Here is a 26,670-nt window from a genome sequence, read left to right as displayed (position 1 = left end):
GCAAGCCCGCTCCCACAGGTAATTGCGCGGTACCAGGTTTTGAGTACACCCCGATACAAATGTGGGAGCTGGCTTGCCTGCGATGGCGGTGGATCAGGCGATGTACAGGTTATGCGGACTTTTCGACAGGCAGCCAGATTTCCACAGTACCGGTGCCCTTAACCACATCGAAATCGGCGCTGTAACGCTCATAATCCGGCCCGGCGACCTTGTAGCCCGACGTCGGCAACCACTCGAACATGATCCGCTCATAGGTCTGCGACAGCGCATACACCGGCCCGTAGTGCGCGAAGACGGCATAACGATTGGCCGGCACTTCAATGGATACAAAGTTGCCTGGCACATCATGCTTGGCCGGTACTTCGACGCCGGCGATGTAATCGAATTCTTCTTGCGTGGCGTTGTAGCAAACGCCGTAGGTCACGCCGCCAATGCGCTTCTTGATGTCCTTGATGCACGTGTCGAACAGCTCCCACAACTTCGGAATGTCCCCCAGGGTAGCCTTGCCGTAATGGCCGCCGACCCCGGCGATCACCATGGCCTTGCCCTCTTCCATGCGGGGTTCCAGGGGTAGCGTTGCCTGTTGGTTCATCTGCACAATCTCCATGGGTGAGTGACCAAAACCATACCGAGTATAGGGGCATACTCGCTTCATACTCCAGACCGAAAAATTTCCTACGCCATCTGGACAAACGGCTGTCATCGCCCGTATTGTCTGCCCCGCAGGCCACCGCAGTGGCCGACGTCGCTCGGACGGTTCCGGGCGCTTACGTATTCCGAGGCAACAATGGCAGACCAAGGTTCGCCGCGCCGCTTTGCGCGCATAGATCGACTCCCCCCTTATGTTTTCAATATCACTGCCGAGCTGAAGATGGCTGCGCGTCGGCGCGGCGAAGACATCATCGACTTGAGCATGGGTAACCCCGACGGCCCGACCCCACCACATATCGTGGAGAAACTGGTGACCGTCGCCCAGCGTGAAGACACCCACGGCTACTCCACCTCCAAAGGCATCCCGCGCCTGCGCCGCGCTATTTCGCGCTGGTACAAGGACCGCTATGAGGTGGATATCGACCCGGAAACCGAGGCTATCGTGACCATCGGCTCCAAGGAAGGCCTGGCGCACCTGATGCTGGCCACCCTGGACCAGGGCGATACCGTGCTGGTGCCCAACCCCAGCTACCCGATTCATATCTACGGTGCGGTGATCGCCGGCGCCCAGGTGCGTTCGGTGCCGCTGATTCCCGGCGTGGACTTCTTTGCCGAGCTGGAACGGGCGATTCGCGGTTCGATCCCCAAGCCGAAAATGATGATCCTGGGTTTTCCGTCCAACCCGACCGCGCAGTGCGTGGAGCTGGATTTCTTCGAGCGGGTGATCGCCCTGGCCAAGCAGTACGACGTGCTGGTGATCCACGACCTGGCCTACGCCGATATCGTCTACGACGGCTGGAAAGCCCCGTCGATCATGCAGGTGCCGGGCGCCAAGGACATTGCGGTGGAGTTTTTCACCCTGTCCAAGAGCTACAACATGGCCGGCTGGCGCATTGGCTTTATGGTGGGCAACGCAGAACTGGTCAACGCCCTGGCGCGCATCAAGAGTTACCACGACTACGGCACCTTCACCCCGCTGCAAGTGGCGGCGATTGCCGCGCTGGAAGGCGACCAGCAATGTGTGAAGGACATTGCCGAGCAGTACCGCCAGCGCCGCAACGTGCTGGTCAAGGGCCTGCATGAGCTGGGCTGGATGGTGGAGAACCCGAAGGCGTCGATGTACGTCTGGGCGAAAATCCCCGAGGCGTATGCCGCCATGGGTTCGCTGGAATTTGCCAAGAAGTTGCTGCTCGAAGCCAAGGTGTGTGTGTCGCCGGGGATCGGCTTTGGCGAGTATGGCGATGACCATGTGCGCTTTGCGCTGATCGAGAACCAGGACCGCATTCGCCAGGCGGTGCGCGGGATCCGCGCCATGTTCCGGGCCGACGGCCTGGTCACCAAGGCCTGATGCCTAACCCGATCCAACGGTCAATGTAGGAGCTGGCTTGCCGGCGATGCACACACCTCGGGGTGCCAGGCATACCGAGGTGATGCTATCGCCGGCAAGCCGGCTCCTACAGTGATGTCAGTGAAGGTTTAAACCACCAACGACAGCAACATGATGAAGCCCAGCGCCACGATGGACAGGATGGTCTCCATGGCCGTCCAGGTCTTGAACGTCTCGGCCACGGTCATGTTGAAGTACTGCTTGACCAGCCAGAACCCTGCATCGTTGACGTGCGACAGAATCAACGACCCCGCCCCCGTCGCCAGCACCAGCAACTCCAGGTTGACCCCCGGCACCATCCCCACCACCGGCACCACAATGCCTGCGCCAGTAATGGTGGCAACGGTCGCCGAGCCCGTAGCAATCCGAATCACCGCCGCCACCAGCCAGGCCAGCAGGATCGGGTTGATCTGCGCTGTCACCGCCATATGGCCGATCACATCACCTACGCCGCTGGTCACCAGCATCTGCTTGAAACCGCCACCGGCACCGATGATCAGGATGATCGCGGCGGTCGGCGCAAGGCTGGCATCCAGCAACTTGAGGATCTGTTTGGAATGGATGCCCTGGCGATGGCCAAAGGTGTACAGCGACAGCAGCAACGCCAGGAGCAAGGCGCTGATCGGGTGGCCGATCATGTCCATCCAGTTACGCACGATGTGCCCGTCTGGCAGGGCGATGTCGGCGAAGGTTTTGAGCAGCATCAGGAATACCGGCAGCAGCACGGTGATCAGGGTGATGCTGAAGCTCGGCAGGTTTTTCCCGTCGGACTCACGGGCCAGTTGGTCCACCAGTTCCTGGGACGGGTTGCCGGGGATGTACTTGGCAATGAACGTACCGAAGATCGGCCCGGCAATGATGGCGGTGGGCAAGGAGACGATCAGGCCGTAAAGGATGGTCTTGCCGATATCCGCGCCAAACACGCCGATGGCCAGCAACGGCCCCGGGTGCGGCGGCACCAGGCCATGCACCGCCGAGAGGCCGGCGAGCAACGGGATGCCGATCTTGATCAGCGACACACCGGTGCGCCGCGCAACGATAAACACCAGCGGGATCAGCAACACAAAGCCGATCTCGAAGAACAGCGGGATGCCCACCAGGAAGGCGGCGAACATCATTGCCCACTGCACCTTGTCCTTGCCGAAGGCGCGGATCAGGGTTTGGGCGATCTGATCGGCACCGCCGGATTCGGCCATCATCTTGCCGAGCATCGTACCCAGCGCCAGGATTATCCCGACAAACCCGAGCACGCCGCCGAAACCGTCCTGGAAGGCCTTGATGATCTTGTCCACGGGCATGCCCGAGGTCAGGCCCAGAAAACCTGAGGCGATGATCAGGGCGATAAAGGGGTGAACCTTGAACCGGGTGATCAACACGATCAACCCGATGATGGTGACCACTGCATCGAGCAGCAGGTAAGACTCGTGGGACATGCCAAACATGGGGGTCGTCTCCTGTTTGTTGTTGTTATTAAAGCGGGTGTTGAGTTTCGTGCCGTCGGATAGCGCTATCTTTCAGCCAAAAAATCATCGGGAAGGTTCAAAGCCGTGGGTCAGCCACCACGCGTGGGTCTGCGCGGCCAATGCCTCGATGCTGTCTTCACTGGCATTGAGGGCCAGGGTCAGCGGCTCGCCAATGGGCGATTCGAGGGTGGCGAACTGGCTGTCGATCAGGCTGGCCGGCATGAAATGGCCGGGGCGATGGGACACACGGTCGGCGGCCACCTCGCGGGTCAGTTCGAGGAAGACAAAGCCCAGGCCCGGCGCGGCTTCGCGCAGGTGATCGCGGTATTTTTTCTTCAGCGCCGAACAGGTCAGCACCGGATGCTCGCCGGCCTTGAGCGCACGGCGCAGCTCATCGCAGAGGATATCGAGCCAGCCGGCACGGTCGTCGTCGTTGAGAGGATGGCCTGCGCTCATCTTTTCGATGTTGGCAGCCGGGTGAAAGCTGTCGCCTTCAATGGCGGTGGCGCCGTTCAACAGGCACAGGGCCTCGCTGACACTGGACTTGCCACAGCCGGAAACACCCATGATGACCAGGGCGGTAACAGGTTGACTCATGAAACACCTCAGGACGCAGATAGCGCTACCTTTGCACGCCCTAAGGCTAGTGCAAAAACAGGCTTTTCCCGCGCCTAATTGTCATTTTTATGGAGTGACGCGTGCATCCTCTCCAACTGTTTGCGCAAGGATCAGGCAACCCTTTGCGCAAGTATTTGCAGGCCTTTGGAGACAGCGCTACCTTAGTGCCTCGATTTTTGTTTGGCAAGCCGCCTGATGACCTCCAAGAACGATAAAAATACCCGCACGACGGGTCGCCCTACCCTTAACGAAGTTGCCCGCCTGGCGGGGGTCAGCCCGATTACCGCCTCCCGGGCCCTGCGCGGGATCAGTACCGTGGCCACCGAACTGGTGGAAAAAGTACAGAAAGCCGCCGCCGAGCTGAACTACGTGGTCAACCCCGCCGCCCGCGCACTGGCGTCGGCCCGCAGCCAGTCGGTGGTGGTGCTGGTGCCCTCGCTGTCCAACCTGCTGTTTATCGAAACCCTGGAAGCCATCCACCAGGTGCTGCGGCCCAAGGGCTTCGAAGTGCTGATCGGCAACACCCACTATTCCCGGGACGAAGAAGAAAACCTGTTGCGCAACTACATGGCCTACCAGCCTCGGGGCCTGCTGCTGACCGGCTTTGACCGCACCGAAAGCGCCCGGCGCATGGTGGAGTCGAGCAATGTGCCCTGCGTGTACATGATGGACCTGGACCCGACGGCCGGCCTCAACTGCGTCGGTTTCTCGCAGATCAGTGCCGGTGAAACCGCTGCGGCGCACCTGATCTCCCGGGGCCGCAAACGCCTGGCCTATGTCGGCGCGCAACTGGACCAGCGCACACTGCTGCGCGGTGAGGGTTTCCGTCGTGGCCTGCAACAGGCCGGCCTGTATGACCCGGCCCTCGAACTGCTGACCCCGCGCCCCTCGTCGGTGGGCCTGGGTGGCGAGTTGTTCCTGCAACTGTTGGCCAGCCACCCGGACGTGGACGCGATCTTCTTCGGCAACGACGACCTGGCCCAGGGCGCCCTGCTCGAAGCCCTGCGCCACGGGATCAAAGTGCCACAGCAGGTGGCGGTGCTGGGCTTCAACGACCTGCCCGCCTCCAGCTTCATGGTGCCGCGCCTGAGCAGCATCAGCACCCCACGCGAAGCCATTGGCCGACGCGCGGCAGAGCATTTGCTGACGGTGATGGCCGGCAACAAGATCGCCCGGCCGGTGGTGGATATGGGGTTTGAGTTGAAGGTGCGCGAGAGCACCTAGGCGCCAGCTGTAGGAATAGACTGACTCTTTGGCAGCGCCTTGCTCCGTTACCTACGGTTGCGTCAGAATCCGCCGGCTTGTGCGCCTGGGTGGGGCTCTCTAAGGTGGCCCGGTCGCTGAACTTCTCGGTGATCGGGTTTAGTAGCCTGAGCAGTCATACAAATGAGCATGAGCTTCATCTATCAGGCTTACCGCCTGTGCTTGATGGTGGCTGTGCGCAGGGCGCCCTCGTGGCGCGCCGGTTTTTTGTATGACTTTACCGGTCTACTAACCTGCGTACAGCCGCCACCCTTTCGTTTAGTAGCGACCCGGTGGTGGCCCAGCCAAAGGTCATAACCATGTTCAAAGTTACTCCCAACCCCCCGCTTCACGACGCAAAACTCAACCAGGCCGCCCACCGCGCTATTGATCACTACCTCAATCCCCCGACCGCCCCGGCGCCCGAACCTTCCACCCTGTTCACCGTCACTTCCGGCGCCAGCAGCGAAAGCCTGATTGCCAACAGCTATGAAACCTTTTCCTCCGTTACCACGTTGCTGCTGGACCTGTCCGAAGACCTGACCGGCAAAGACCGTGACAGGACCCTGGCGATTCATCAGTTGAGCGAGTTGGGCGTGTTGCTGATGAGCACACTGATGGACCAGCAAACACCGCACAACTAAAAGCCCAGACGCGATCAAAAAGGTGGGAGCGGGCTTGCCTGCGATGGCGGTGTGTCAGCCACCCAAGATAATGACTGGCACACCGCCATCGCAGGCAAGCCAGCTCCCACATTTTTTTACCGTGCCCACTTGGCCCCTGCTAAATTGGCCAACGCCAACTCACACCTGCCAGGGAAGCACCATGGGACATGCGCTGAAAATCTTGGGTCGCACTTCGTCCATCAACGTACGAAAAGTCCTGTGGACCTGCCAGGAACTGAACATCCCCTACGAGCGCGAAGACTGGGGCATCGGCTTCACCCCCACCCAATCACCCGCCTTCCTCGCCCTGAACCCCAACGCCCAGATCCCGGTGATCATCGACGACAACGGCGTGCTGTGGGAGTCCAATACCATCTGCCGCTACCTGGTGGGCCTGCACCAGCGTCAAGACCTGCTGCCCGCCGCCCCCGCGCCTCGCGCCAGGGTCGAGCAATGGATGGACTGGCAAGCCACCGAACTCAACCCCTCCTGGGGCTATGCCTTCCACGCCCTGGTGCGCCAGAACCCGGACTTCCAGGAGCCGCAGCGCATTGCTGGCGGTGTGCGCGGTTGGCACGACAAGATGGGGTTGCTGGAGCAGCAACTGAGCAAAACCGGCGCCTATGTGGCTGGCGACACCTTCAGCCTCGCCGATATCCTGATCGGCCTGTCGGTGCACCGCTGGCGGATGACGCCCATGGAGCACCCGTCCTACCCGGCTGTCGATGCGTACTACGCCCTGCTCAGCCAGCGCCCAGGTTTCCAGGCCTTTGCCCTCGACGGTCACAACTAAGGATTACACGATGAAAGGACTCAACGTACTGCTCACCGGCGCCTGCGGCAGGATCGGCAAGACATTTTTCGAAGCGTCGAAAGATCGCTACCGCTTTACCCTCACCGACCGCGTCGCACCGGGCTTCGCCCTCGACGGCCATCGCTTCGTGCAGGCCGACTTGAGTGACAAAACGGCCCTCACCGCGCTGCTCGACGGCGTCGACGTGATTGTGCACCTGTCGGGCATTCCCCACGCCAGCGCCACCTTCGACGAACTGCTCCCCAACAATATCCTCGCCACCACCTATCTGTTCGAAGCGGCTGTGGCCGCCAACGTCAAGCGCCTGGTCTTCGCCAGTAGCGCGCAGACCATCGAAGGCTACCCGGTGGATCGGCAAATCACCCCAGGCATGCCGGTGCTGCCCGCCAACCTGTATGGCGTGAGCAAATGCTACGGCGAAGCGCTGTGCGGCTATTACGCTGCCAAAACCCCACTCTCCACCATCGCGTTACGCATTGGCGCGTTTGAATTTGCCGAAACCCACGACCTGAACAACGCCCGCGACCTCAGCGCCTGGCTCAGCCCTCGGGATGCCGTGCAGTTGTTGCAACGCTCGGTGGAGGCCGAGGGGGTCAAGCACCTGATCGCCCATGGCATTTCCAATAACCGCTTCAAGCGCCTGGACTTGAGCGAGACCACACGGGTTCTTGGGTATCAGCCGCAGGACGATGCCTTCCAGGTCTTCGAGATTCCCATCACCTACTGAAGGCAATGGCCGCCGACGGCAAACATTGGCCGTCGGCAACCCGCTTGCTGCCTAAAGACTGCCCTCACAGCCAATGAACACAGGGGTTTAGGTCCCGGCACGCTAATTGCTAAACCCTATGGACCGTTCAAAACCACAGGTGCCCGATCATGTTGGTCAATACCCAAGTCTCGTCCGTGATCCAACAGTCCAAACGCCCCGACCTGGACCCGGCCAACGCCGCCGCCAGCGCGCTGTACAGCGGCGTGATGCAGAACGTGCAGAACGCCGTTGCCGCAACCCAGGTGCAAGCCACGCAAAAGGCTACCGACACCACGGCCAGCAATGTGGATGCCGCGTTTGCCAAGACCCGCCTGCAACTGCAAGCAACGCCGCCGACCAGCGCCACGCCGGCCACCTCAGCCAATACCCAGGCCCGCACCGAATTCAATGAGTACATGACCAAGACGCCGGCCGAGCGCATTCGCGATCAGATCCTCAAGGAAAAGGGCCTGACCGAAGAAGAAGTGAAAGCGATGCCTATCGAACAGCAGAATGCCATTGCCCTGGAAGTGACTGAGCGCCTGAAAATGCAGGCGGCGCAGCAGTTTGCCGAGAAGACTGCCGACCCGCAGATCAAGGCCGTGAAAGACACCCTGGCGGCGATCTGACCCGTGTAGGAGCCGGCAAGCCGGCTCCGTTGGGGGCCTATTGCAGTTGCAGGGTGGAGTTGAACTGACCGATGGCATCCACCACATGCCGCGAGCCTTCCTGGATCTCCAGGATCACCTGCCCCGCTTCATTGGCCAACTCCACCCCCAGCCCGGTACGGCTCAGGCTCGACTGCATGCTCGATACCGCGCTCAGGGACAAGTCGTGGTTTTTGCGCACCACATCGACAATCTCGATCGTCGCCTGGCTGGTACGCGCCGCCAGGCTGCGCACCTCGTCCGCCACCACTGCAAAACCACGGCCGTGCTCACCCGCGCGGGCGGCTTCAATCGCCGCGTTGAGTGCCAACAGGTTGGTTTGATCGGCAATCCCGCGAATGGTCTGCACGATGGTGCCGATAATGTCCGACTGCTTGCTCACCGCATCGATGCTCAACGCCGCTTCATTCAGGTCACGGGAGATTTCTTCGATGATCTGCACCGTCTGCTGCACCACTTGCGAGCCCTTGCGGGCGCAGGCGTCGTTCTGTACCGAAGTGGCGTGGGCCGAGTCGGCAGCGTTACGCAAGGTGGTGACCTGTTCGGTGATGTCACTGGCGAACTTCACTACTTTGTACAGGCGGCCGTTGGTATCGAAGATTGGGTTGTAGGAGGCTTCCAGAAAAAGTGTCTGACCCTGCTTGTTGCGCCGTTCAAAACGGTGGGAGTGGAATTCGCCGCGGTTGAGGGAGGCCCAGAATGCTTTGTAAGCCGGCGACTCCACCTCGGCGCGGTGGCAAAACATGCTGTGGTGCTGGCCAACGATTTCGCCGAGGGAATACTGCACCGTCTTCAGGAAATTCTGGTTGGCATTGAGGATCTGCCCCTGGGGCGTGAACTCAATGACGGCCATGGAACGGCCGATGGCGTCGATCAGGCTTTGGTTTTCATGTTCACGGTGGATCCGCTCGGAAATATCCGACGCCACCTTGATCACGCTCTGCACCTGTTTATCCGGGCCGAACACTGGCATGTAGCTGGCCTCCAGCCACACTTCCTGACCGCTCTTGGTCAAGCGCATGAACGTGCCGCTGATGGGCTCGCCCTGGGCCAGGTCGCGCCACAACTTGGCGTAGGCGTCGCTGCGGTAGTAGGACTCTTCACAGAAGATTCGATGGTGTTTGCCGCGTACTTCCTCGGCGCTGTAGCCCATGGTCCTACAGAAGTTTTCGTTGGCATCCAGTACCACGCCGTCGCGATCGAACTCGATCATCGCCATCGAACGACTGATGGCCGCGAGCTTGGCTTGGGCCTGGGTCAGCGCACAGGAAAAACGCTCGATTTCCAGCAGGTCGGATTTGTGGTGGAGGTTAAACATGATCGGATCACCTTCAGCGCTGTCTTTGAATGACGGTTAGTTCTTGGATTTGACCCAGTACAACTTTCCACAAAACAGGCAAACGCATCCGTCCAGAGACAGGACAAGTGTCAGGCGATAGATAAATGATGGCCAATCGGAGAGTCCATGGGGCAACGCTCGTTTCAAGGCATCCTTTTCTTGATGACCCCCCCAGGGGTCCGCTTTAACCGACACACGTAAATCCATTTAACCTGATGCTCCTTTTTTCCCGGCGCTTTGACATACGCACTCATCTATTCACGGTTTGTATAGTGCTCATCAATCACTATGCAATCGGCCACCCAAAACGCTTCATATGGCAAGCGACATAAGTGGTTATGGGTGAGCATAGACAGGGCTTGGCGCTATGCAAGGCCAGTAATCAGCCAGTATTGATGAACAGGTATTGGAGGGGGACGTGCGGGGGGATGTCAGTGTGTATCGATACCGTATAGGAGCGAGCAAGCTCGCTCCTATAGTCAGGCACTCAGTGACCGAACAGGCCTGTCTCGGTTTTCTTGGCTTTTTTGTCCGCGCGTTTTTCATCGGCGGTCTTTGCCGGTTTCTTCTTCGCGGCTTTCTTTGAATCCATACCTTTGGCCATGATGCATGCTCCACTAACAGAGGAAGTAACAAGGGGTATAACACCTATTGCCCAACAGAAGGCGCTTTGCCCGACTTATAATCCCCGGCTCTTGATCACGCCTGTCGAACTACCATGCCCGAGTTGCACATTGATCTACTGGCAGAGCCCCTGTGGCCGCTGCTGAACAAGTTCTACCGCAGCCACAATTCCTCGATGAAAGCCCTCAAGGGCGGCCAGTTGTGGGTGGCGCGCAATAGCGAGATTGTCGCCGGGCTGTGCCTGAGCCCTGTGGTCGGCGGCCAGTGGCTAACCGGGTTGTTTGTCGATCCGACATTGCGCGGGCAAGGGCTGGCAGCGCGGCTGATCGCCAAAGCCATCGCGCCTGTTGAAGGCACCGTGTGGTTACTGTGCCACCCCGACCTGGAAGAATTTTATGCCGCCCAGGGCTTCAGCCAGCAGACCGTGTTGCCACAGTCGTTGGCCGAGCGCCTGGTGCGCTATAAACGCAACAAGCCGATGATTGCCATGGGCCTGTGCCGCCAGGGTTAAGCGTCGGCGGCGGGATCCAGCTCCGGGAACATCACCTCGATAAACCCGAACTTGCTGAAGTCTGTAATCCGCGAGGGGTACAGGCGGCCGATCAGGTGGTCGCACTCATGCTGCACCACCCGCGCGTGGAAACCGTCGGCAATCCGCACAATCGGCTCGCCCTTGGGATCAAACCCCTCGTAGCGAATCTGCTGGTAGCGATCCACCGCACCGCGCAACCCAGGTACTGACAGGCAGCCTTCATAGCCCTCCTCCAGCACCGGGCTCAGCGGGGTAATCAGCGGGTTGATCAGGATGGTCTGGGGCACCGCCGGCGCATCCGGGTAGCGCTCGCTGCTCTCGAAGCCGAAAATCACCAGTTGCAGGTCGACACCGATCTGCGGCGCGGCCAGGCCGACGCCGCCCACGTGTTCCATGGTCTGGAACATGTCATCGATCAACTGCCACAGCTCGGGGCTGTCGAACATTTCCGGTGGCACCGGTGGCGCGATACGCAGCAGGCGCTCATCGCCCATTTTCAGGATTTCACGAATCATCGGTCAGGTTTCATCAGTGGTGGGCTTGGGAATCGAATGGTCCCGGCCAAGGCCCGAGACATGCTGTTTTTCATCGGGGTGATGCTCGCCAAAATCCTTCTCACCGGGGTCCTTGCCTTCGGCAGACATATGCTCGATCACTGCGTTCATCTCCGCGCCCAGCAGCAACACGGCGGCGGAAATATAGAAGTACAGCAGTAGGACGATGATCGCGCCGATGCTGCCGTACATGGCGTTGTAGTCGGCGAAGGTCTTGACGTAATAGCCAAAGCCCAGTGAAGCCACGATCCAGACCACCACCGCCAGCACCGAGCCTGGCGTGATAAAGCGAAATTTCTGCTTCACGTCCGGCATCACGTAGTACATCAAGGCCACGGCGAACATCAGCAGGATCACGATCAACGGCCAGCGCAAGATGGTCCACAGGGTCACGACGAATTCCTGCATGCCGATCTGCCCGGCCAGCCATTCCATCACTTGCGGCCCCAGGACCATCAACGCGGCGGCCGCCAGCAACATGCCAGCGATGCCCACGGTGTAGAGAATCGACAGCGGGAAACGTTTCCAGATCGGCCGGCCTTCCACCACGTCGTAGGCGGCGTTCATCGCACTCATCATCAGGCGCACGCCCGCCGAGGCGGTCCACAGCGCAATGACGATACCCACCGACAGCAGCCCACCCTTGGATTGCTGCAACTGGTCGATCACCGGGTTGACCTGCTCCAGGGCCTGGGGCGGCAACACCAGTTCCGACTGCAGGCGCAACCAGCTGAAGAAGTCCGGCAGGTGCAGGAAACCGATCAGGGCAATCAGGAACAACAGGAAGGGGAACAGCGAAAACAGCATCTGGTAGGCCAGTGCCGAGGCGTAGGTAGGCATCTCGTCGTCGATGAACTCTGTGACGGTGCGCATCAATACGCGGTGCAGCGGCAGATCTTTTAATACCGGAAAAATCATAGCGTCTCCTTTCGCCGCAAAAGGTTGAGTTCGTGGGCGACTCAGGGGCCGTTTTCTACATCAAGGTAGCCTATTTGGCGACCTTGAAACAATTTCGAAACTTTAAACATCGGGTGTGACACAAAAACGGCCATCCGTGGATGGCCGTTATGCTGCATGGTGCAAACGCTGGAATCAGGCTTTGTCGACGGTATTCTTTACCGCGTCCTTGACCTTGCCGACCGCTTGCTGGGCTTCGCCCTTCTTCTCTTGGATCTTGCCTTCGGTCTCAAGCTTGGTGTTGTCAGTGGCTTTGCCGACACCTTGCTTGATGTTGCCGATGGCTTCGTTTGCTAAACCTTTTGCCTTATCCGCTGTGCTGCCCATGGTATTTCTCCGTAAGAACAATCAAGGGTTTTGGTCATTACGTAAGGGTTGACCCTGGGCCTCTGCGCAGAGTTTCAATTATTTGCGTAAGGCATTTCATCACCCAGCACAGGTTTGGCTTTATGTTTTGCGGCCAACCCCCGAGAATGCCCGGCAGATTCAGGCTCAACCGCTGAATAACAGATCCCGTAGGAAGGTTATGAAACTCAATAAATCACAGGCCATCGCCCGCAGAAACCTGGAACTGGGCGGTGCCGTGCTCGGCGTCAACAACTGCCACTTCACCGACCTGGACCGCAAGCGCAACATCTGGTGGTTCGACCTGCCAGTGGCACGCATCGCCATCGGCCAGTACGAGTGGATTCATTTGTTGATGCACAACGCCGAGACCGACCAGTTGCTGCACCTGAAAGTACCGACCGTGTACCTGCGTGAAAAGCTTGAAGGGTTGGTGGTGCGCAACGCGGGCAAGCGCAAGCCGGAGATTACCCTGGAGCTGAGCGCGGACAAGGATTCGTTCCTGAAAGATGTACGCCCGGCAGGCGCTGGCGTGAGCTTCGCGCAGTTCGCCCTGTAAATACCCGATCACAAATGTGCGGGCTGACATGACGCCATCGCGGGCAAGCCCGCTCCCACAGGGGGTTGTGCTGTACAGGAGTTTTGAGTGTGGCCCAGGAAAAATGGCTTGTCGGGTCGCCGCATCGCGGCGATAGCGGTGGGTCAGTCGACACTCAGCGCCCAATAAAAAGCCCCGCATTCGCGGGGCTTTTTGTTTACTTCTTCAGGCCAAGCTTCTTGAGCTCTTCATCACGCAACTCGCGACGCAGGATCTTGCCCACGTTGGTGGTCGGCAGTGCCTCGCGGAACTCGACAGCCTTGGGTACTTTGTAGCCGGTGACGTTGGCGCGCATGTGCTCCATCACCTGCTCCTTGGTCAGGGTCGCGCCCGGTTTGACCACGATGAACAGCTTGATGTGCTCGCCCGACTTTTCGTCCGGTACACCAATGGCCGCGCATTGCAGTACGCCTGGCAGGCTTGCCAGCACGTCCTCCAGCTCGTTGGGGTAGACGTTGAAGCCGGAGACCAGAATCATGTCTTTCTTGCGGTCGACGATGCGCATGTAGCCGTCTGGCTGGATGATCGCGATATCACCGGTCTTCAACCAGCCTTCGCTGTCGAGCACTTCGGCGGTGGCGTCTTCACGCTGCCAATAGCCCTTCATCACTTGCGGGCCCTTGACGCACAGTTCGCCGATTTCACCCAGGGGCAACTCGACGCCCTCATCCGAGATGACTTTGCACAGGGTCGAAGGCACCGGGATGCCGATGGTGCCGATCTGGATATTCTGGATTGGGTTGACCGTGGCCACCGGGCTGGTTTCGGTCATGCCGTAGCCTTCGCAGATATTGCAGCCGGTCACGGCTTTCCAACGCTCGGCGGCCGCCAGTTGCAGGGCCATGCCGCCCGACAGGGTGACCTTGAGCGCAGAGAAATCCAGCTTGCGAAAGCCTTCGTTGTTGCACAGGGCCACGAACAAGGTGTTCAGGCCGACAAAACCGCTGAACTTCCACTTCGACAACTCCTTGACCATCGCCGGCAGGTCGCGCGGGTTGCTGATCAGGATGTTGTGGTTGCCGATCAGCATCATCGCCATGCAATGAAAGGTGAAGGCATAGATATGGTAAAGCGGCAGCGGCGTGATCAGGATTTCGCAACCTTCATTGAGGTTGGAGCCCATCAGCGCCTTGCATTGCAGCATGTTGGCTACCAGGTTGCGATGGGTCAGCATCGCGCCCTTGGCTACGCCGGTGGTGCCACCGGTGTATTGCAGCACGGCCACGTCTTCGCTGGCAGGGCTGGCGTCGGTGACAGGTTGACCATAGCCCTTGGCCAGGACGTCGTTGAACTTGATCGCCTGGGGCAAGTGATAGGCCGGGACCATTTTCTTCACGTACTTGATGACGCTGTTGATCAGTAGCCGCTTGAGCGGCGGCAACAGGTCAGCCACTTCGGTGACGATCACGTGCTTGACGCCAGTCTTGGGCACGACCTTTTCTGCCAGGTGCGCCATGTTGGCCAGGCAGATCAGGGCCTTGGCCCCGGAGTCGTTGAACTGGTGTTCCATTTCCCGCGCGGTGTACAGCGGGTTGGTGTTGACCACGATCAGGCCGGCACGGATGGCACCGAACACGGCGACCGGGTATTGCAAGAGGTTGGGCAGTTGCACGGCGATTCGATCACCGGGCTGCAAGTCGGTATGCTGTTGCAGGTACGCGGCAAAGGCACCGGACAATTCGTACAGCTCACCGTAGGTGATTGTCTTGCCCAGGTTGCTGAAAGCCGGTTTGTTGGCGAAGCGCTGGCAGGACTGTTTCAGTACCGCCTGAATATTTTGATACTCGTCTGGATTGATGTCTGCAGCAATCCCGGCGGGGTACTTATCCTTCCAAAAGTCTTCGATCATGGAAGCCCACTCCTCAGCGACGCGAATTCATTCACCGCATTTGATGCGATTATTATTTGTGTGTGTTTTTTAGGTGATTCTGGCTGTTTCAAGCAGGCCGAGAGGTCACAAAGCGCGCCGAGAGTAGCAGCTTTGCAAAGGGCCGCCTAGAGCCAAAAGAAGGTCCTACAGTCATAAACATGACTCAAGAATATCCAGTAGTCACTTTTAGAGCAAAAATTCTATAAGCCACGGAACAGCTCTACTTTAAGGGCGTACGCAGTAAATGTGGGAGCTGGCTTGCCTGCGATGGCGGCGGGCCAGTCGACGCATCCTTCGACTGATACACCGCCATCGCAGGCAAGCCAGCTCCCACATTTGAATCGTATTTCAATTGAGATCAGGCGATGTCGCGAAGCTCGCGCCGTAGGATTTTTCCCACCGGTGTCATCGGCAGCGAGTCCCGCAACACAATGTGCTTGGGCACTTTGTAGCCGGTGAAGTTGGCCTTGCAGTAAGTCTTCAGCTCCTCAAGGCTGACGCCCTGGGCCCGCGCCACCACGAACAGTTTCACCGCCTCGCCGGTACGCTCGTCCGGCACGCCGATCACTGCGCAGTTGGCGACGTTGGGGTGGGCCATCACCACATCCTCGATCTCGTTGGGGTACACATTGAAGCCCGAGACGATGATCAGGTCCTTCTTGCGATCGACAATGCGCACAAACCCGTCCGGGTCGATCACCGCAATATCGCCAGTCTTGAGCCAGCCTTCGGCGTCCAGGGTCTCGGCGGTGGCCGCCGGTTGCTGCCAGTATCCCTTCATGACCTGCGGGCCCTTGATGCACAGCTCGCCCCGCTCACCCAGCGGCAACTCCTCGCCGGCGTCATCGATGACCTTCATCGCCGTGCCCGGCACCGGAATACCCACGGTGCCCAGGCGCGATTGATCACCGTAGGGGTTGGTGCTGGCCACCGGCGATGTCTCGGTCAGGCCGTAGCCTTCGCCGATGGAACAACCGGTGATCTGCTTCCAGCGCTCGGCCGTGGCCTTGACCAGGGCGGTGCCGCCGGAGTTGGTGATCTTCAGGTGGGAGAAGTCCAGGGTCTTGAAGTCCGGGTGTTCCATCAGCGCGACAAACAGCGTGTTGAGCCCCAGCAGCCCGGTGAACCGCCACTTCTTCAGTTCCTTGATAAAGCCGCCGATGTCCCGTGGATTGGTGATCAGCACGTTGTGGTTGCCGGTGACCATCATGCACATGCAGTTCGCGGTGAAGGCATAGATGTGGTACAGCGGCAGCGGCGCAATCATCACCTCCTGCCCTTCCTTGACCAGCGGATGCCCGTCTTCACGCAACTGGGACATGCAGGCCCGCACCTGCTGCATATTCGCCACCAGGTTGCCGTGGGTGAGCATCGCGCCCTTGGCCAGGCCGGTGGTGCCGCCGGTGTATTGCAGCACGGCGATGTCATCGAGAGTCATCGGATGACGGGTCACGGCCAGGCCCGCGCCCATGCGCAAGGCGCGCTTGAACGACACCGCCCGAGGCAGGCTGTAGGCCGGGACCATTTTCTTCACCTTGTCGACCACGGTGTTGATCAGCCAACCCTTGGCGGCAGGCATGAAGTCGCCCATTTTTGCTTCGATCAGGTATTCGATCTCGGTGTCGGCCGCCACTTCCTGGACCCTGGAGCCGAACAGGTTGAGGTAGACCAGCCCACGAATGCCCGCGTCCTTGAACTGATGGCGCATTTCCCGCGGGGTGTACAGCGGGTTGGTGTTGACCACCACCAGCCCGGCGCGCAAGGCGCCGAACACGGCAATCGGATAATGCAGGACGTTGGGCATCTGCACCGCGATGCGGTCGCCCGGCTTGAGATCGGTGTGGTGCTGCAGGTAGCCGGCGAACGCCGCGCTCTGGCGCTCCAGGTCGGCGTAGGTCAGGGTGATCCCCATGTTGCTGAATGCCGGACGGTCGGCAAAGGCCTTGCAGGAACGCTCGAAGACTTCGATTACTGACTTGTACGCCGACAGGTCAAGCTCGTTGGGCACACCGGCCGCGCGTTTGTCATTCCAGAAATCAGGTTGCATTATTCTTGTCCTCTTACCCGAGTGTGCCCGACCGCTTCCGGCTGTTTATGGGAAGCGGAGCTTCGGGGACGTTAGCAGCTATGGCCAAACAGGCAAATACACTAAAACGTGTCATTGATTGTATGAATCTTGCCCCTGAGGCCAAGGGTGATCAGACGCCCGCCCCCGGATGAGCTATACACTGCAACGACCCTGAGCAAAGGAAGCGCCATGAACCACACCACTTTCTGGCTGACCGCGAACGACCGCAGCCGCCTGTACGTCAACCAATGGCTACCGGACGGGCCGCCCACGGCGCTGGTGATGTTGGCCCATGGCATGGCCGAGCACAGCGGCCGCTATGGGCGCCTGGCCCAGGCCCTGTGTGACGCAGGCTACGGTGTGTATGCCCCAGACCAGCGCGGCCACGGCCGTACGGCCGATGAAGGCACCCTGGGCCTGTTCGCCGAACGCGATGGCTGGAACAAAGTGGTAGGTGACCTGGCCGCGCTCAACCAGCACATCGGCCAGCAGGCCCCCGGTGTGCCGATCATCCTGCTGGGCCACAGCATGGGCAGCTACATCGCCCAGGCCTATTTGCTGCATCACAGCGCCAGCCTGCATGGGGCGATTCTCAGTGGCTCGAATTTCCAGCCGGTGGCCCTGTACCGCGCCGCCCAACTGATCGCCCGCGCCGAACGCCTGCGCCAGGGCCTGCGGGGCCGTAGCGCGTTGATCGAGTTTCTATCGTTTGGCTCATTCAACAAGGCCTTCAAGCCTAACCGCACGGCATTCGACTGGCTGAGCCGCGACCCGGACGAGGTGGACAAGTACGTCAACGACCCCCTGTGCGGCTTTCGCTGCACCAACCAGCTGTGGATCGACCTGCTCGGCGGCTTGCAGCAAATCAGCAAAGCGTCCAATCTCAAACAGATTGATCCGGGCCTGCCGATTCTGGTGATGGGCGGCGAATGTGATCCGGTCAGTGAGGGCAAGCGTCTCACCCGTCTGGCTAACGCGCTGCGGCAGGCAGGCTGCCAGAACCTGCAAGTGAACATTTACCCGCAAGCACGCCACGAACTCTTCAATGAAACCAACCGTGATGCGGTCACCGCCGATGTGCTGGCATGGATGGCACAGGCCGTGGACCATCGAAGGCCTGCGCGCTGCGAGTGAAGGCACAAATATTTTCGTTTAAAATCAACGAATTAAGATTATCGATTAGCCACAGGATGCACGATTAGATGACCCAGGTTACCAACACTCCGTACGACGCCCTCGAAGTTGGCCAGAAAGCCACCTACAGCAAAACCGTGGAAGAGCGCGATATCCAGCTGTTCGCGGCAATGTCCGGCGACCATAACCCGGTACACCTGGATGCCGAATTCGCCAAGGCGACCATGTTCAAGGAGCGTATCGCCCACGGCATGTTCAGCGGCGCCTTGATCAGCGCGGCAGTCGCCTGTGAGTTGCCTGGGCCGGGCACTATCTATATCGGCCAGCAGATGAGCTTCCAGAAGCCGGTGAAAATCGGCGACACCCTGACCGTACGTCTGGAAATCCTCGAGAAGCTGCCCAAGTTCCGCGTGCGGATTGCCACTCAGGTGTTCAACCAGCGTGATGAGTTGGTGGTGGATGGCGAAGCCGAGATCCTCGCGCCACGCAAACAGCAGGTTGTGACCTTGACCGAGTTGCCGGCGATCAGCATCGGCTGATCAGGCATGTGAAATAAAAAATGTGGGAGCTGGCTTGCCCGCAATGGCGTCATTTCAGTCGATACATACATCGACTGATCAACCGCTATCGCAGGCAAACCAGCTCCCACATTTGTATCGGGGTGTGATCAAAAAACCGGTACGACGCAATTACCTGTGAGAGCAGGCTTGCCCGCTCCCACATTTGTTACTGCACCGCGGTTCAGGACTGGGCGCGAGCCTGGTTACGCAGGGCTTTGACCTGGTCGTGATTGCGCTGTGCACCGTGGTACTGACGCTCAACCAGGTCACGAATACCCACCAGGTTGTGCTTGTTGATTTTCTCGATGGCTTCTTTATAAGCCTTCAATGCGTGGTCTTCACCGCGCTCGGCTTCGTTGAGCACGGCCTCTTCGTCCTTGCCTGTCACCAGCGACTTCACGTCCACCCAACCGCGGTGCAGTGCACCGGCAACGCTGCCGGAATCTTCCGGGTCACCACCCAAGGCCCGCACGGCCGTTTGCAGTTCGGCAGCCGCCGTCGCGCAGTCTGCGGAACGCTTGGTGAACAGCGCCTTGAGCTCTGGATGCTTGATGTCTTCTGCGCAGGTCTTGAAGCCTTCCTGGCCGTCTTTACTGGTTTCGATCAGGTCATTGAGTACGGAGATCGATTCTTTGTTGATGTCAGTCATTTTTCAATTCCTTCGCGGGTTTAGAAACGTATTGGGGTAGTTGCAGCGCCCGTGCCAGGTCTTGAATTAATATTTAATCTTTTGTTTTCAATGACTTATAAATACAAGGCAAATCTGTATCCGCTTTATTTGCATGATCTGTCATTTGGCCTTCATGCAGAATGCCTGTATTTTCCAAGGCACCCTCCTGATTGCCTGAAGCCCGTATGAACCCCGAAAAACTCGAACTGCTGATCACCCGCCAAATGCCATTTGGCAAGTACAAAGGCACGATCATTGCTGACCTGCCCGGCCCTTACCTGAACTGGTTTGCCCGCGAAGGATTCCCCCACGGCGAGTTGGGCGGCCTGCTGGCGTTGATGCAGGAAATCGACCACAACGGCCTGGCCGAACTGCTGGAACCGTTGCGCGCCAAACATGGCAAACCCGCCCCCCGCCACTAATCGAGCCTGACCATGCCCCACACCCGCGACGAGGCCTATTGGCAGGCCATTGCCCAGCGCTATGAGCTGGAGCCCGGCCCCATCAATCTGGAAAACGGCTACTTCGCCCGCATGAGCCGCGCGGTGATGGCCCAGTATCAGGAGCACGTGGCGTTTATCAATCGCAGCAACTCGGTGCATGTGCGCCAGCGCTTCGAGCAAGGGCAAGATGTCGAGATTCGCCGGCAGTTGGCCGAGTTGATCAACGTCGATCCAGAAGCCGTCGCCTTCACCCGCAATGCCACCGAAGCCCTGCAGTCGCTGATCCGCAACTACAACCGCCTGCAACCGGGTGACCAGGTGCTGATCAGCGACCTGGAATACGACACGGTCAAGGGCGCCATGCGCTGGCTCGCCGGCTACCGTGGGGTGGAGGTGATCGAAGTGTCCCACGCCCACCCGGCCAGTTTCGACAGCCTGGTGCAGACCTATCGCGACACTTTCAGCCGTTACCCACGCCTGAAACTGATGGCCCTGACCTATGTCACCCACCGTACCGGCCTGGTGATGCCGGTCGAGGCCATCGCCCACGCGGCACGGGAGTATGGCGTCGAGATCATCCTCGATGGCGCCCACGCGTTGGGCCTGATCGACTTCGACCTGGACCGGCTGGGCATCTCGTTCGCCGGCTTCAACCTGCACAAGTGGATCGGTGCGCCGCTGACCCTGGGCTTTGTGTATATAGCCCCTGGGCGTCTGGCGGAAATTGATCCGGACATGGGCGAGTTCCATTACCCGGCAACCGATGTGCGCGCCCGTACGCCCTACAGCACACCGAACTTTCCGGCGCTGATGACCTTGCCGCTGGTGTTCGAAGAACATCGGGCCCTGGGCGGTGCGCAGGCCAAGGGCGCGCGGTTGAGTTACCTGCGTGACCTGTGGGTGAGCCAGGTGCGGCCATTGCCGGGGATCGAGGTAGTGACCCCGGATGATCCACGGTTGTATTGCGCGATTACCGCGTTCAAATTCAGCGGGCGCGATCAGCAAGTGATGGCGGATCGATTGCTAGCTGAGCACAACCTGTTTACCACCCTGCGCAGTGGCGCGGCGTTTGGTACCTGCATACGGGTGACGCCGGGGTTGGTGACGTCGGCGGCGGACATCGGCGTGCTGGTCAATGCGATTACCGAGCTGAACACCGATTAAAATGTAGGAGCTGGCTTGCCTGCGATGGTCGTTAACGATGACGAATGAATACCAGATACTCTGATGTGTTCTTTCGGGCGTCATCGCAGGCAAGCCAGCTCCTACAGGGGAATGCAGCTTCGCGCTCTGGTTCTGCTGTTGCTCTGTTTTTGATCTTAGGCGCCCCGTCAAACCACGATGGCCGCAGGCAGGTATTGCGCAGTGGGCACCCCGGCAGGATGCCGGGGTAGCCGCGACACGGCCATGGATGGCCGATCGCGGCGGGCCCACGGAGCAATACCTGCCTGCGGGCATGCCGAGCCTAGGCGAGGCACCGAGTGGTGGGGCAAGAGCGTTTTGCTTACTTTGGCGCTTCTCCAAAGTGAGCCGCCGTAAGGGCGGAACCCTAAGTGGCCGTTACCGCAGCAATGGATATGTACACAAACCGAGAAGAGAGTTGTGTAGATACCTATGGCCATCGCAGGCAAGCCAGTTCCCACACAAGCCACCCTCATTTGAATTGCGGTGATATTTCGCTTTTCTATAGGCAAAAAAAAGCGGCGCACCGACCAAGTGCGCCGCAAACATGCCGTGAAGCACAGCAACAACGATTCAGTAAATCAGATCAATCCAGCAGCGCCAGCGCCTGGGCGGTGACTTCCTGGATGCGCGCCCAGTCGCCGTTCTTGATCCACTCCGGATCAAGCATCCAGCTACCGCCCACGCACATCACGTTTTTCAACGCCATGTAGTGTTTGATGTTGGCCGGGCCAACGCCGCCAGTGGGGCAGAATTTCACTTCGCCAAACGGGCCGCCCAGGGCCTTGATGGCCGCTACGCCGCCGCTGACTTCCGCCGGGAACAGCTTGAAGCGGCGATAACCCAGGCCATAGCCTTCCATGATGCCGGAGGCATTGCTGATGCCGGGCAGCAGCGGGATCGGGCTGTCGACACTAGCTTCAAGCAGGTCGCGGGTAATGCCGGGGGTGACGATAAACTGCGAGCCCGCCGCCTCGGCCGCCGCCAGCATGGTGCGATCGAGCACCGTGCCCGCGCCCGTCACCAACTCCGGACGCTGCTCGCGCAGGACCTGGATGGCCTTGAGCCCGAACTGCGAACGCAGGGTCACTTCCAGCGCGGTCAAGCCACCCGCCGCCAGGGCATCGGCCAGGGGCAGAATGTCCTGTTCGCGGGCAATGGTGATCACCGGCAGGATCCGCGCCTTGGCGCAGAGGCTGTCGATCAGGGCAACTTTATCCGCCATGGACACGGTCGGGTGAGGGCTTTTCATAGCGGCTGATCCTTGGCTCATGGGCACCAGTAAATCTCTAGAGTAGGTTGCAAAAACGCGCGAATCGGCATGCCGGCAACATCGTCGCCGGCCAGCGCTTCGCTCAGGGTGTGGAGTTTCGAGTCGCCGGCAATCGACAACACTGTGTAGCGGGCACTGGCCAACAGCGCACGACTCATGGTCAGGCGCTGATGGGGCACGCTCGGCGCCAGCATCGGCCAGCACCGGCGCGTGCCATCGGGCTGCAGCGCTTGGGCCAGGTTCGGGCTGTTGGGGAACAACGACGCGGTGTGCCCGTCATCGCCCATGCCCAGCACCAGCACATCGATCGCCGGCAGTTCGGCCAGCAGGCGATCGGCTTGTTCGGCGGCGCCGTCCAGGTTCGCCGCGGCACTGTAGAGGCTCAAAAATCTGGCCTTGGCCGCCGGCCCTTGCAGCAGATGTTTCTTCAGCAGGCCGGCGTTGCTGTCGGCATGTTCCACCGGCACCCAGCGCTCGTCGGCCAGGGTGATAGTCACCTTGGACCAGTCCAGGCCCTGCTTGGCCAGATTCTGGAAAAACGCCACCGGGCTGCGGCCACCGGACACCACCAGGGTGGCTGCGCCACGGGCGCTGATGGCCGCGCGCAGTTGTTCGGCCACGTCATTGGCCAAGCCTTCGGCCAGCAGTACCGGCGTGCGGTACTCATGGGGTGTTACGCCCTGAGGCAGTTGCAAATCAGATATCGCCATACCACGACCTCCCATCCCGCGTGATCAGTGCAATGGAGCTCATCGGCCCCCAGGAACCCGCCGCGTACGGCTTGGGTGCATCACCGGACTTTTTCCACCCGGCGATCAACTGGTCACACCACTTCCACGCGGCTTCGATTTCATCTTTACGCACAAACAGGTTCTGATTGCCGCGCATCACTTCCAGCAACAACCGCTCGTAGGCATCGGGAATCCGCGTGCTACGGTAGGTGTCGGAAAAATTCAGTTGCAGTGGCCCGCTGCGCAGTTGCATGCCCTTGTCCAGGCCCTGCTCCTTGGTCATCACGCGCAAGGAAATCCCTTCGTCCGGTTGCAGGCGGATGATCAGCTTGTTGCTGATCTGCAGGCGCTGCTCGGGGGCGAAGATATAGTGGGACGGTTCCTTGAAGTGGATGACGATCTGCGACAGTTTTTGCGGCATGCGCTTGCCGGTACGCAGGTAGAACGGCACCCCGGCCCAACGCCAGTTGCGGATATCGGCACGCAGGGCAACGAAGGTCTCGGTGTCGCTCTGGGTGTTGGAGTTCTCTTCTTCCAGGTAACCCGGCACCGGCTTGCCGGCGCTGTAGCCAGCGATGTACTGGCCGCGTACCACCTGGGTGGTCAGGCCTTCCGGGCTGATCGGCGCCAGGGCCTTGAGCACCTTGACCTTCTCGTCACGGATGCTGTCGGCGGACAAGTCGGCCGGCGGGTCCATGGCGATCAGGCAGAGCAGTTGCAACAAATGATTCTGGATCATGTCCCGCAGTTGCCCGGCCTTGTCGAAATAACCCCAGCGGCCTTCGATCCCCACTTGCTCGGCCACAGTGATTTCCACGTGGGAGATGTAGTGCTGGTTCCACTGGGTTTCAAACAGGCTGTTGGCAAAACGCAGGGCGATCAGGTTTTGAACCGTCTCTTTGCCCAGGTAGTGGTCGATGCGGTAGGTGCGGTTTTCCGGGAAAAACTGCGCCACGGCGTCGTTGACCTTGCGCGAGGATTCCAGGTCCGAGCCGATGGGTTTCTCCAGGACCACGCGGGTGTTTTCCGCCAGGCCGACCTTGGACAGGTTCTCGCAGATCGCGCCATACACCGCCGCCGGGGTGGCGAAGTAGGCGATCAGGCGTTGTTCGGTGCCGGCCTTGGCGGCCAGGGCCACGTAGTCATCGGCATTCATGAAATCGACGTGCACATACGCCAGGCGCGCCAGGAAGCGCGTGGCCACCGCTTCATCCAGCTCTTGGCCGACGTATTTGCGCAGTTCGTGCTCGATGTGGTCCAGGTGCTGCTGCTCGGAACCGGCTTCGCGGGCCAGGGCCAGGATGCGGGTGTCGGCGTGCAAGAGGCCGGCGCCATCGAGTTGGTAGAGGGCAGGAAATAACTTGCGCAGCGCCAGATCACCCAAGGCGCCAAACAGGGCAAAGGTGCAGGGTTCCACGGTTATCGAAGGCATGATGTTTGTTCTTTTATCAAGTTAAGCTACAAATACCTTTTTTCAAGGCATCACTCAAGGAAAAATGTAGTAATAACCACAACATTTTCCCAAAATACGCATTGCGAGTGGTGGTGTTCAACTACCCTCAGTAGGATAGGCCACCGCCAAGGGCCGCTCGTCGACCTTTTACTGGCCCTTACTTGCATCGTCGCCCGAAGGAAAGACTGAATGGACCGCGTGCGAAATCTTCTGGAACAGATCCGGAACCGCCTCGAAGAATTGAACAAGGCCGAGAAAAAAGTCGCCGAGGTCATCCTGCTCAACCCACAGCAGGCGACCCGCTTCTCGATCGCCGCCCTCGCCCAAGCCGCCTCGGTCAGTGAACCGACGGTCAACCGTTTCTGCCGTTCGTTCGGCGTCAGCGGCTACCCTGAACTGAAACTGCAGCTGGCGCAAAGCCTGGCCAGTGGCGCCGCCTATGTCAGCCGTGCAGTGGAGGCTGATGATAACCCCGAGGCCTACACGCAGAAGATTTTTGGCAGCGCCATTGCCTCATTGGACAGCGCCTGCCAGGCCCTGGACCCGAACCTGATCAGCAAGGCCGTGGACCTGCTGATCCAGGCGCGGCAGATCCACTTCTTCGGCCTCGGCGCCTCGGCACCGGTGGCCATGGATGCCCTGCACAAGTTCTTCCGTTTCAACCTGTCGGTGACGGCCCATGCGGACGTGCTGATGCAACGGATGATTGCCTCGGTGGCGCATACCGGCGAACTGTTCGTGATCATTTCCTACACCGGCCGCACCCGCGAGCTGGTGGAAGTGGCGCGCATCGCCCGGGAAAACGGCGCCTCGGTGCTCGGCGTGACTGCCGAGAACTCGCCACTGGCCAAGGCCAGTACGGTGAGCCTGAACATCCCGTTGCCGGAAGACACCGACATCTATATGCCGATGACCTCGCGGATCATTCAGTTGACGGTGCTGGATGTGCTGGCCACCGGCATGACCTTGCGCCGTGGCGTGGATTTCCAGCCCCATCTGCGCAAGATCAAGGAAAGCTTGAATGACAGCCGGTATCCGGTTGGCGATGAATTCAACTAGGTAGGAATTTCTTCCAGCCATACCGGCCCTATCGCGAGCAAGCCCGCTCTCACAGGTTGACCGTATTCCAAGGGTGGACTCGGTCAACCTGTGGGAGCGGGCTTGCTCGCGAAGACGGCATCAGTAACGCCGCTAAACCCCCGCCCGGGCCTGCAAACTCAAATGCGCCCTCTCCCCCGGCGCCAGGCTGGCCCCGGCCATGGCCGACTCGACACACACAAACCCCGCCGCCTCGTTAAAGCTCACCCCCAGCAACGGCCGGCTGCCCGGATGCCAGACCACCGTGTCGGCACTGTCGCCAGTGTCGATGCACAGTTCGCGCTGCCAGGCGTGGTCCTTGAGCTGCAATTCGCCCTCATGCTGGAACACCCGCTGGCAGCCGCCATCGACGCGCAACTCACCTTCCTGCTGGCAAACCTGGCGACTCAACTGGTCGTAACCCTGTGCCCCGTCGAGCCCAGACAGCGCTACCTCGCCAACGTTGCCGATCCGCCAATAAGCATGCAACGCATGGCTCAATTGGCACGGTAGCTCGTCCTGGTGCTCGGTGCTCAGGCGCAGCTCCAGGCTTTCGCCCAGGTGCGCATGCAGGTCCACCTGCCAATCGCACAGTTGCAATTGCCAGTGCAGGCGCACGCCGTCGTCGTCGGTGCTGCTGTCCAGCAGTTTCCAGTCAATCAAGCGTGCCCAACCATGGGACGGCCAGGCGTTTTCGCTGGGATGGCGGCCATACCAAGGCCAGCACACCGGCACACCGCCACGGATCGCCCCGACTTGCGGCCACTTTGCCGCGCACCACAGCCATGGCTTCTGGCCTGCGGGTTGGAAGTGCAGCAACTGCGCACCCTGACGGCTGAACACCGCCTGGCACCGCGGATGATCGATCACCAGCACGTCGCGCATCTGGAAGCGCTCCCAGGCGAATACCGGCTGCTCGCGCAGGGATTTGAAAAAGCGTTGCAGCGGATGCTCATGCATGTGCCACGGTCCTGTAGATCACTATCGCTCACCTCTTGGGTGAA

General features: G+C 60.0%; 26 protein-coding genes and 2 pseudogenes. 13 read left to right on the top strand and 15 right to left on the bottom strand.

Annotation, left to right across the window (positions count from 1 at the left end; all coding sequences use genetic code 11):
• Positions 1-109: 109 nt before the first annotated feature.
• Positions 110-592 (bottom strand): GyrI-like domain-containing protein, encoded by a 483-nt coding sequence (locus AC19YY_RS03730; RefSeq protein WP_500603869.1) that lies wholly within the window; start codon positions 590-592, stop codon positions 110-112.
• Positions 593-787: 195 nt separating this feature from the next.
• Between AC19YY_RS03730 and alaC the strand changes: the two genes are divergently transcribed.
• Complete coding sequence (gene alaC / locus AC19YY_RS03725; protein ID WP_029296464.1) at positions 788-1,999, top strand: alanine transaminase; 1,212 nt, start codon at positions 788-790, stop codon at positions 1,997-1,999.
• Between the two features lie 128 nt (positions 2,000-2,127).
• On the opposite strand, the gene AC19YY_RS03720 is transcribed toward alaC, so the two are convergent.
• Both AC19YY_RS03720 and AC19YY_RS03715 read right to left on the bottom strand, forming a co-directional pair.
• Positions 2,128-3,480, bottom strand: a complete 1,353-nt coding sequence (locus tag AC19YY_RS03720) for a GntP family permease (protein WP_500603868.1) — start codon at positions 3,478-3,480, stop codon at positions 2,128-2,130.
• 84 nt (positions 3,481-3,564) lie between these two features.
• Complete coding sequence (locus AC19YY_RS03715; RefSeq protein ID WP_169955333.1) at positions 3,565-4,098, bottom strand: gluconokinase; 534 nt, start codon at positions 4,096-4,098, stop codon at positions 3,565-3,567.
• 213 nt (positions 4,099-4,311) lie between these two features.
• On the opposite strand from AC19YY_RS03715, the gene gntR reads away from it, so the two are divergent.
• The 5 genes from gntR to AC19YY_RS03690 all read left to right on the top strand — a co-directional run bounded on the left by gntR (position 4,312) and on the right by AC19YY_RS03690 (position 8,217).
• On the top strand, positions 4,312-5,343 hold the full coding sequence (gntR, locus tag AC19YY_RS03710) for an HTH-type transcriptional regulator GntR (protein WP_169955372.1): 1,032 nt from the start codon (positions 4,312-4,314) through the stop codon (positions 5,341-5,343).
• Between the two features lie 338 nt (positions 5,344-5,681).
• On the top strand, positions 5,682-6,005 hold the full coding sequence (locus tag AC19YY_RS03705; protein WP_170041930.1) for a DUF6124 family protein: 324 nt from the start codon (positions 5,682-5,684) through the stop codon (positions 6,003-6,005).
• Positions 6,006-6,186: 181 nt separating this feature from the next.
• The gene (locus AC19YY_RS03700; protein ID WP_500603867.1) at positions 6,187-6,819 is read left to right on the top strand and encodes a glutathione S-transferase family protein; all 633 of its coding nucleotides are present in this window, start codon (positions 6,187-6,189) and stop codon (positions 6,817-6,819) included.
• Positions 6,820-6,829: 10 nt separating this feature from the next.
• Entirely contained in the window at positions 6,830-7,567 is a 738-nt protein-coding gene (locus AC19YY_RS03695) for an NAD-dependent epimerase/dehydratase family protein (protein ID WP_500603866.1), read from the top strand.
• A gap of 149 nt (positions 7,568-7,716) precedes the next feature.
• Positions 7,717-8,217, top strand: a complete 501-nt coding sequence (locus AC19YY_RS03690; RefSeq protein WP_169955337.1) for a hypothetical protein — start codon at positions 7,717-7,719, stop codon at positions 8,215-8,217.
• Between the two features lie 37 nt (positions 8,218-8,254).
• Here AC19YY_RS03690 and AC19YY_RS03685 read toward each other — a convergent pair.
• Both AC19YY_RS03685 and AC19YY_RS03680 read right to left on the bottom strand, forming a co-directional pair.
• A pseudogene (locus tag AC19YY_RS03685) lies at positions 8,255-8,683 on the bottom strand (methyl-accepting chemotaxis protein); the annotation flags it as partial.
• A gap of 114 nt (positions 8,684-8,797) precedes the next feature.
• Positions 8,798-9,574: pseudogene (locus AC19YY_RS03680) on the bottom strand (PAS domain-containing protein); the annotation flags it as partial.
• 739 nt (positions 9,575-10,313) lie between these two features.
• On the opposite strand from AC19YY_RS03680, the gene AC19YY_RS03675 reads away from it, so the two are divergent.
• The gene (locus AC19YY_RS03675; RefSeq protein ID WP_169955339.1) at positions 10,314-10,730 is read left to right on the top strand and encodes a GNAT family N-acetyltransferase; all 417 of its coding nucleotides are present in this window, start codon (positions 10,314-10,316) and stop codon (positions 10,728-10,730) included.
• Here the strand turns inward: AC19YY_RS03675 and def are convergent.
• The 3 genes from def to AC19YY_RS03660 all read right to left on the bottom strand — a co-directional run bounded on the left by def (position 10,727) and on the right by AC19YY_RS03660 (position 12,589).
• Positions 10,727-11,266: a peptide deformylase gene (def, locus tag AC19YY_RS03670; RefSeq protein WP_029296447.1), complete on the bottom strand. Its 540-nt coding sequence runs from the start codon at positions 11,264-11,266 to the stop codon at positions 10,727-10,729. The two genes, AC19YY_RS03675 and def, sit on opposite strands and share 4 nt — an antisense overlap.
• Positions 11,267-11,269: 3 nt before the next feature.
• Positions 11,270-12,223 (bottom strand): YihY/virulence factor BrkB family protein, encoded by a 954-nt coding sequence (locus AC19YY_RS03665; protein ID WP_029296445.1) that lies wholly within the window; start codon positions 12,221-12,223, stop codon positions 11,270-11,272.
• A 174-nt stretch (positions 12,224-12,397) separates the two neighbouring features.
• Positions 12,398-12,589 (bottom strand): CsbD family protein, encoded by a 192-nt coding sequence (locus tag AC19YY_RS03660; RefSeq protein ID WP_029296443.1) that lies wholly within the window; start codon positions 12,587-12,589, stop codon positions 12,398-12,400.
• A gap of 199 nt (positions 12,590-12,788) precedes the next feature.
• Here AC19YY_RS03660 and AC19YY_RS03655 point away from each other — a divergent pair, with 199 nt between their 5' ends.
• Positions 12,789-13,166: a hypothetical protein gene (locus AC19YY_RS03655; protein ID WP_057439943.1), complete on the top strand. Its 378-nt coding sequence runs from the start codon at positions 12,789-12,791 to the stop codon at positions 13,164-13,166.
• Between the two features lie 196 nt (positions 13,167-13,362).
• Here the strand turns inward: AC19YY_RS03655 and fadD1 are convergent, their stop codons facing one another.
• Both fadD1 and fadD2 read right to left on the bottom strand, forming a co-directional pair.
• Positions 13,363-15,054 (bottom strand): long-chain-fatty-acid--CoA ligase FadD1, encoded by a 1,692-nt coding sequence (gene fadD1 / locus AC19YY_RS03650; RefSeq protein ID WP_170056878.1) that lies wholly within the window; start codon positions 15,052-15,054, stop codon positions 13,363-13,365.
• Positions 15,055-15,433: 379 nt separating this feature from the next.
• Positions 15,434-17,122, bottom strand: coding sequence for a long-chain-fatty-acid--CoA ligase FadD2 (gene fadD2 / locus AC19YY_RS03645; RefSeq protein ID WP_170056877.1), 1,689 nt, complete (start codon positions 17,120-17,122; stop codon positions 15,434-15,436).
• Between the two features lie 210 nt (positions 17,123-17,332).
• Between fadD2 and AC19YY_RS03640 the strand changes: the two genes are divergently transcribed.
• Positions 17,333-18,277 carry an alpha/beta hydrolase gene (locus tag AC19YY_RS03640; RefSeq protein ID WP_169955343.1) on the top strand — a complete coding sequence of 315 codons (945 nt, stop codon included), beginning with the start codon at positions 17,333-17,335 and terminating at the stop codon, positions 18,275-18,277.
• A gap of 68 nt (positions 18,278-18,345) precedes the next feature.
• Entirely contained in the window at positions 18,346-18,816 is a 471-nt protein-coding gene (locus AC19YY_RS03635) for a MaoC family dehydratase (RefSeq protein ID WP_169955344.1), read from the top strand.
• Positions 18,817-19,018: 202 nt separating this feature from the next.
• Here AC19YY_RS03635 and AC19YY_RS03630 read toward each other — a convergent pair whose 3' ends face one another.
• Positions 19,019-19,486 (bottom strand): ferritin-like domain-containing protein, encoded by a 468-nt coding sequence (locus tag AC19YY_RS03630; protein WP_029296433.1) that lies wholly within the window; start codon positions 19,484-19,486, stop codon positions 19,019-19,021.
• Positions 19,487-19,692: 206 nt separating this feature from the next.
• Between AC19YY_RS03630 and AC19YY_RS03625 the strand changes: the two genes are divergently transcribed.
• Positions 19,693-19,929 (top strand): DUF3820 family protein, encoded by a 237-nt coding sequence (locus AC19YY_RS03625; protein ID WP_170056874.1) that lies wholly within the window; start codon positions 19,693-19,695, stop codon positions 19,927-19,929.
• Between the two features lie 12 nt (positions 19,930-19,941).
• The gene (locus tag AC19YY_RS03620) at positions 19,942-21,114 is read left to right on the top strand and encodes an aminotransferase class V-fold PLP-dependent enzyme (protein WP_500603865.1); all 1,173 of its coding nucleotides are present in this window, start codon (positions 19,942-19,944) and stop codon (positions 21,112-21,114) included.
• 604 nt (positions 21,115-21,718) lie between these two features.
• Here the strand turns inward: AC19YY_RS03620 and AC19YY_RS03615 are convergent.
• From AC19YY_RS03615 to zwf, 3 genes are read right to left on the bottom strand one after another with little or no spacing between them, the layout of a single operon-like run.
• Positions 21,719-22,384: a bifunctional 4-hydroxy-2-oxoglutarate aldolase/2-dehydro-3-deoxy-phosphogluconate aldolase gene (locus AC19YY_RS03615; RefSeq protein WP_169955346.1), complete on the bottom strand. Its 666-nt coding sequence runs from the start codon at positions 22,382-22,384 to the stop codon at positions 21,719-21,721.
• 17 nt (positions 22,385-22,401) lie between these two features.
• Positions 22,402-23,115 (bottom strand): 6-phosphogluconolactonase, encoded by a 714-nt coding sequence (pgl, locus tag AC19YY_RS03610; protein ID WP_169955347.1) that lies wholly within the window; start codon positions 23,113-23,115, stop codon positions 22,402-22,404.
• Positions 23,102-24,568 carry a glucose-6-phosphate dehydrogenase gene (gene zwf, locus AC19YY_RS03605; protein WP_170041920.1) on the bottom strand — a complete coding sequence of 489 codons (1,467 nt, stop codon included), beginning with the start codon at positions 24,566-24,568 and terminating at the stop codon, positions 23,102-23,104. Before zwf ends, pgl begins: the two co-directional genes overlap by 14 nt.
• Before the next feature lie 219 nt (positions 24,569-24,787).
• Here zwf and AC19YY_RS03600 point away from each other — a divergent pair, with 219 nt between their 5' ends.
• The gene (locus tag AC19YY_RS03600) at positions 24,788-25,648 is read left to right on the top strand and encodes a MurR/RpiR family transcriptional regulator (protein WP_169851198.1); all 861 of its coding nucleotides are present in this window, start codon (positions 24,788-24,790) and stop codon (positions 25,646-25,648) included.
• Positions 25,649-25,780: 132 nt separating this feature from the next.
• On the opposite strand, the gene AC19YY_RS03595 is transcribed toward AC19YY_RS03600, so the two are convergent.
• Complete coding sequence (locus tag AC19YY_RS03595; RefSeq protein ID WP_170041919.1) at positions 25,781-26,626, bottom strand: D-hexose-6-phosphate mutarotase; 846 nt, start codon at positions 26,624-26,626, stop codon at positions 25,781-25,783.
• Positions 26,627-26,670 lie beyond the last annotated feature (44 nt).

It is taken from the genome of Pseudomonas sp. MF09156, from assembly GCF_059862305.1.
This window is presented reverse-complemented; position numbering and strand designations above follow the sequence as displayed.

Excerpts from the sequence above, each read along its gene's own strand:
- AC19YY_RS03730 (WP_500603869.1), bottom strand. The coding sequence starts at position 592 with ATGAACCAACAGGCAACGCTACCCCTGGAACCCCGCATGGAAGAGGGC.
- alaC (WP_029296464.1), top strand. The coding sequence starts at position 788 with ATGGCAGACCAAGGTTCGCCGCGCCGCTTTGCGCGCATAGATCGACTC.
- AC19YY_RS03720 (WP_500603868.1), bottom strand. The coding sequence starts at position 3,480 with ATGTTTGGCATGTCCCACGAGTCTTACCTGCTGCTCGATGCAGTGGTC.
- AC19YY_RS03715 (WP_169955333.1), bottom strand. The coding sequence starts at position 4,098 with ATGAGTCAACCTGTTACCGCCCTGGTCATCATGGGTGTTTCCGGCTGT.
- AC19YY_RS03705 (WP_170041930.1), top strand. The coding sequence starts at position 5,682 with ATGTTCAAAGTTACTCCCAACCCCCCGCTTCACGACGCAAAACTCAAC.
- AC19YY_RS03700 (WP_500603867.1), top strand. The coding sequence starts at position 6,187 with ATGGGACATGCGCTGAAAATCTTGGGTCGCACTTCGTCCATCAACGTA.
- AC19YY_RS03695 (WP_500603866.1), top strand. The coding sequence starts at position 6,830 with ATGAAAGGACTCAACGTACTGCTCACCGGCGCCTGCGGCAGGATCGGC.
- AC19YY_RS03690 (WP_169955337.1), top strand. The coding sequence starts at position 7,717 with ATGTTGGTCAATACCCAAGTCTCGTCCGTGATCCAACAGTCCAAACGC.
- AC19YY_RS03675 (WP_169955339.1), top strand. The coding sequence starts at position 10,314 with ATGCCCGAGTTGCACATTGATCTACTGGCAGAGCCCCTGTGGCCGCTG.
- def (WP_029296447.1), bottom strand. The coding sequence starts at position 11,266 with ATGATTCGTGAAATCCTGAAAATGGGCGATGAGCGCCTGCTGCGTATC.
- AC19YY_RS03665 (WP_029296445.1), bottom strand. The coding sequence starts at position 12,223 with ATGATTTTTCCGGTATTAAAAGATCTGCCGCTGCACCGCGTATTGATG.
- AC19YY_RS03660 (WP_029296443.1), bottom strand. The coding sequence starts at position 12,589 with ATGGGCAGCACAGCGGATAAGGCAAAAGGTTTAGCAAACGAAGCCATC.
- AC19YY_RS03655 (WP_057439943.1), top strand. The coding sequence starts at position 12,789 with ATGAAACTCAATAAATCACAGGCCATCGCCCGCAGAAACCTGGAACTG.
- fadD1 (WP_170056878.1), bottom strand. The coding sequence starts at position 15,054 with ATGATCGAAGACTTTTGGAAGGATAAGTACCCCGCCGGGATTGCTGCA.
- fadD2 (WP_170056877.1), bottom strand. The coding sequence starts at position 17,122 with ATGCAACCTGATTTCTGGAATGACAAACGCGCGGCCGGTGTGCCCAAC.
- AC19YY_RS03640 (WP_169955343.1), top strand. The coding sequence starts at position 17,333 with ATGAACCACACCACTTTCTGGCTGACCGCGAACGACCGCAGCCGCCTG.
- AC19YY_RS03635 (WP_169955344.1), top strand. The coding sequence starts at position 18,346 with ATGACCCAGGTTACCAACACTCCGTACGACGCCCTCGAAGTTGGCCAG.
- AC19YY_RS03630 (WP_029296433.1), bottom strand. The coding sequence starts at position 19,486 with ATGACTGACATCAACAAAGAATCGATCTCCGTACTCAATGACCTGATC.
- AC19YY_RS03625 (WP_170056874.1), top strand. The coding sequence starts at position 19,693 with ATGAACCCCGAAAAACTCGAACTGCTGATCACCCGCCAAATGCCATTT.
- AC19YY_RS03620 (WP_500603865.1), top strand. The coding sequence starts at position 19,942 with ATGCCCCACACCCGCGACGAGGCCTATTGGCAGGCCATTGCCCAGCGC.
- AC19YY_RS03615 (WP_169955346.1), bottom strand. The coding sequence starts at position 22,384 with ATGAAAAGCCCTCACCCGACCGTGTCCATGGCGGATAAAGTTGCCCTG.
- pgl (WP_169955347.1), bottom strand. The coding sequence starts at position 23,115 with ATGGCGATATCTGATTTGCAACTGCCTCAGGGCGTAACACCCCATGAG.
- zwf (WP_170041920.1), bottom strand. The coding sequence starts at position 24,568 with ATGCCTTCGATAACCGTGGAACCCTGCACCTTTGCCCTGTTTGGCGCC.
- AC19YY_RS03595 (WP_170041919.1), bottom strand. The coding sequence starts at position 26,626 with ATGCATGAGCATCCGCTGCAACGCTTTTTCAAATCCCTGCGCGAGCAG.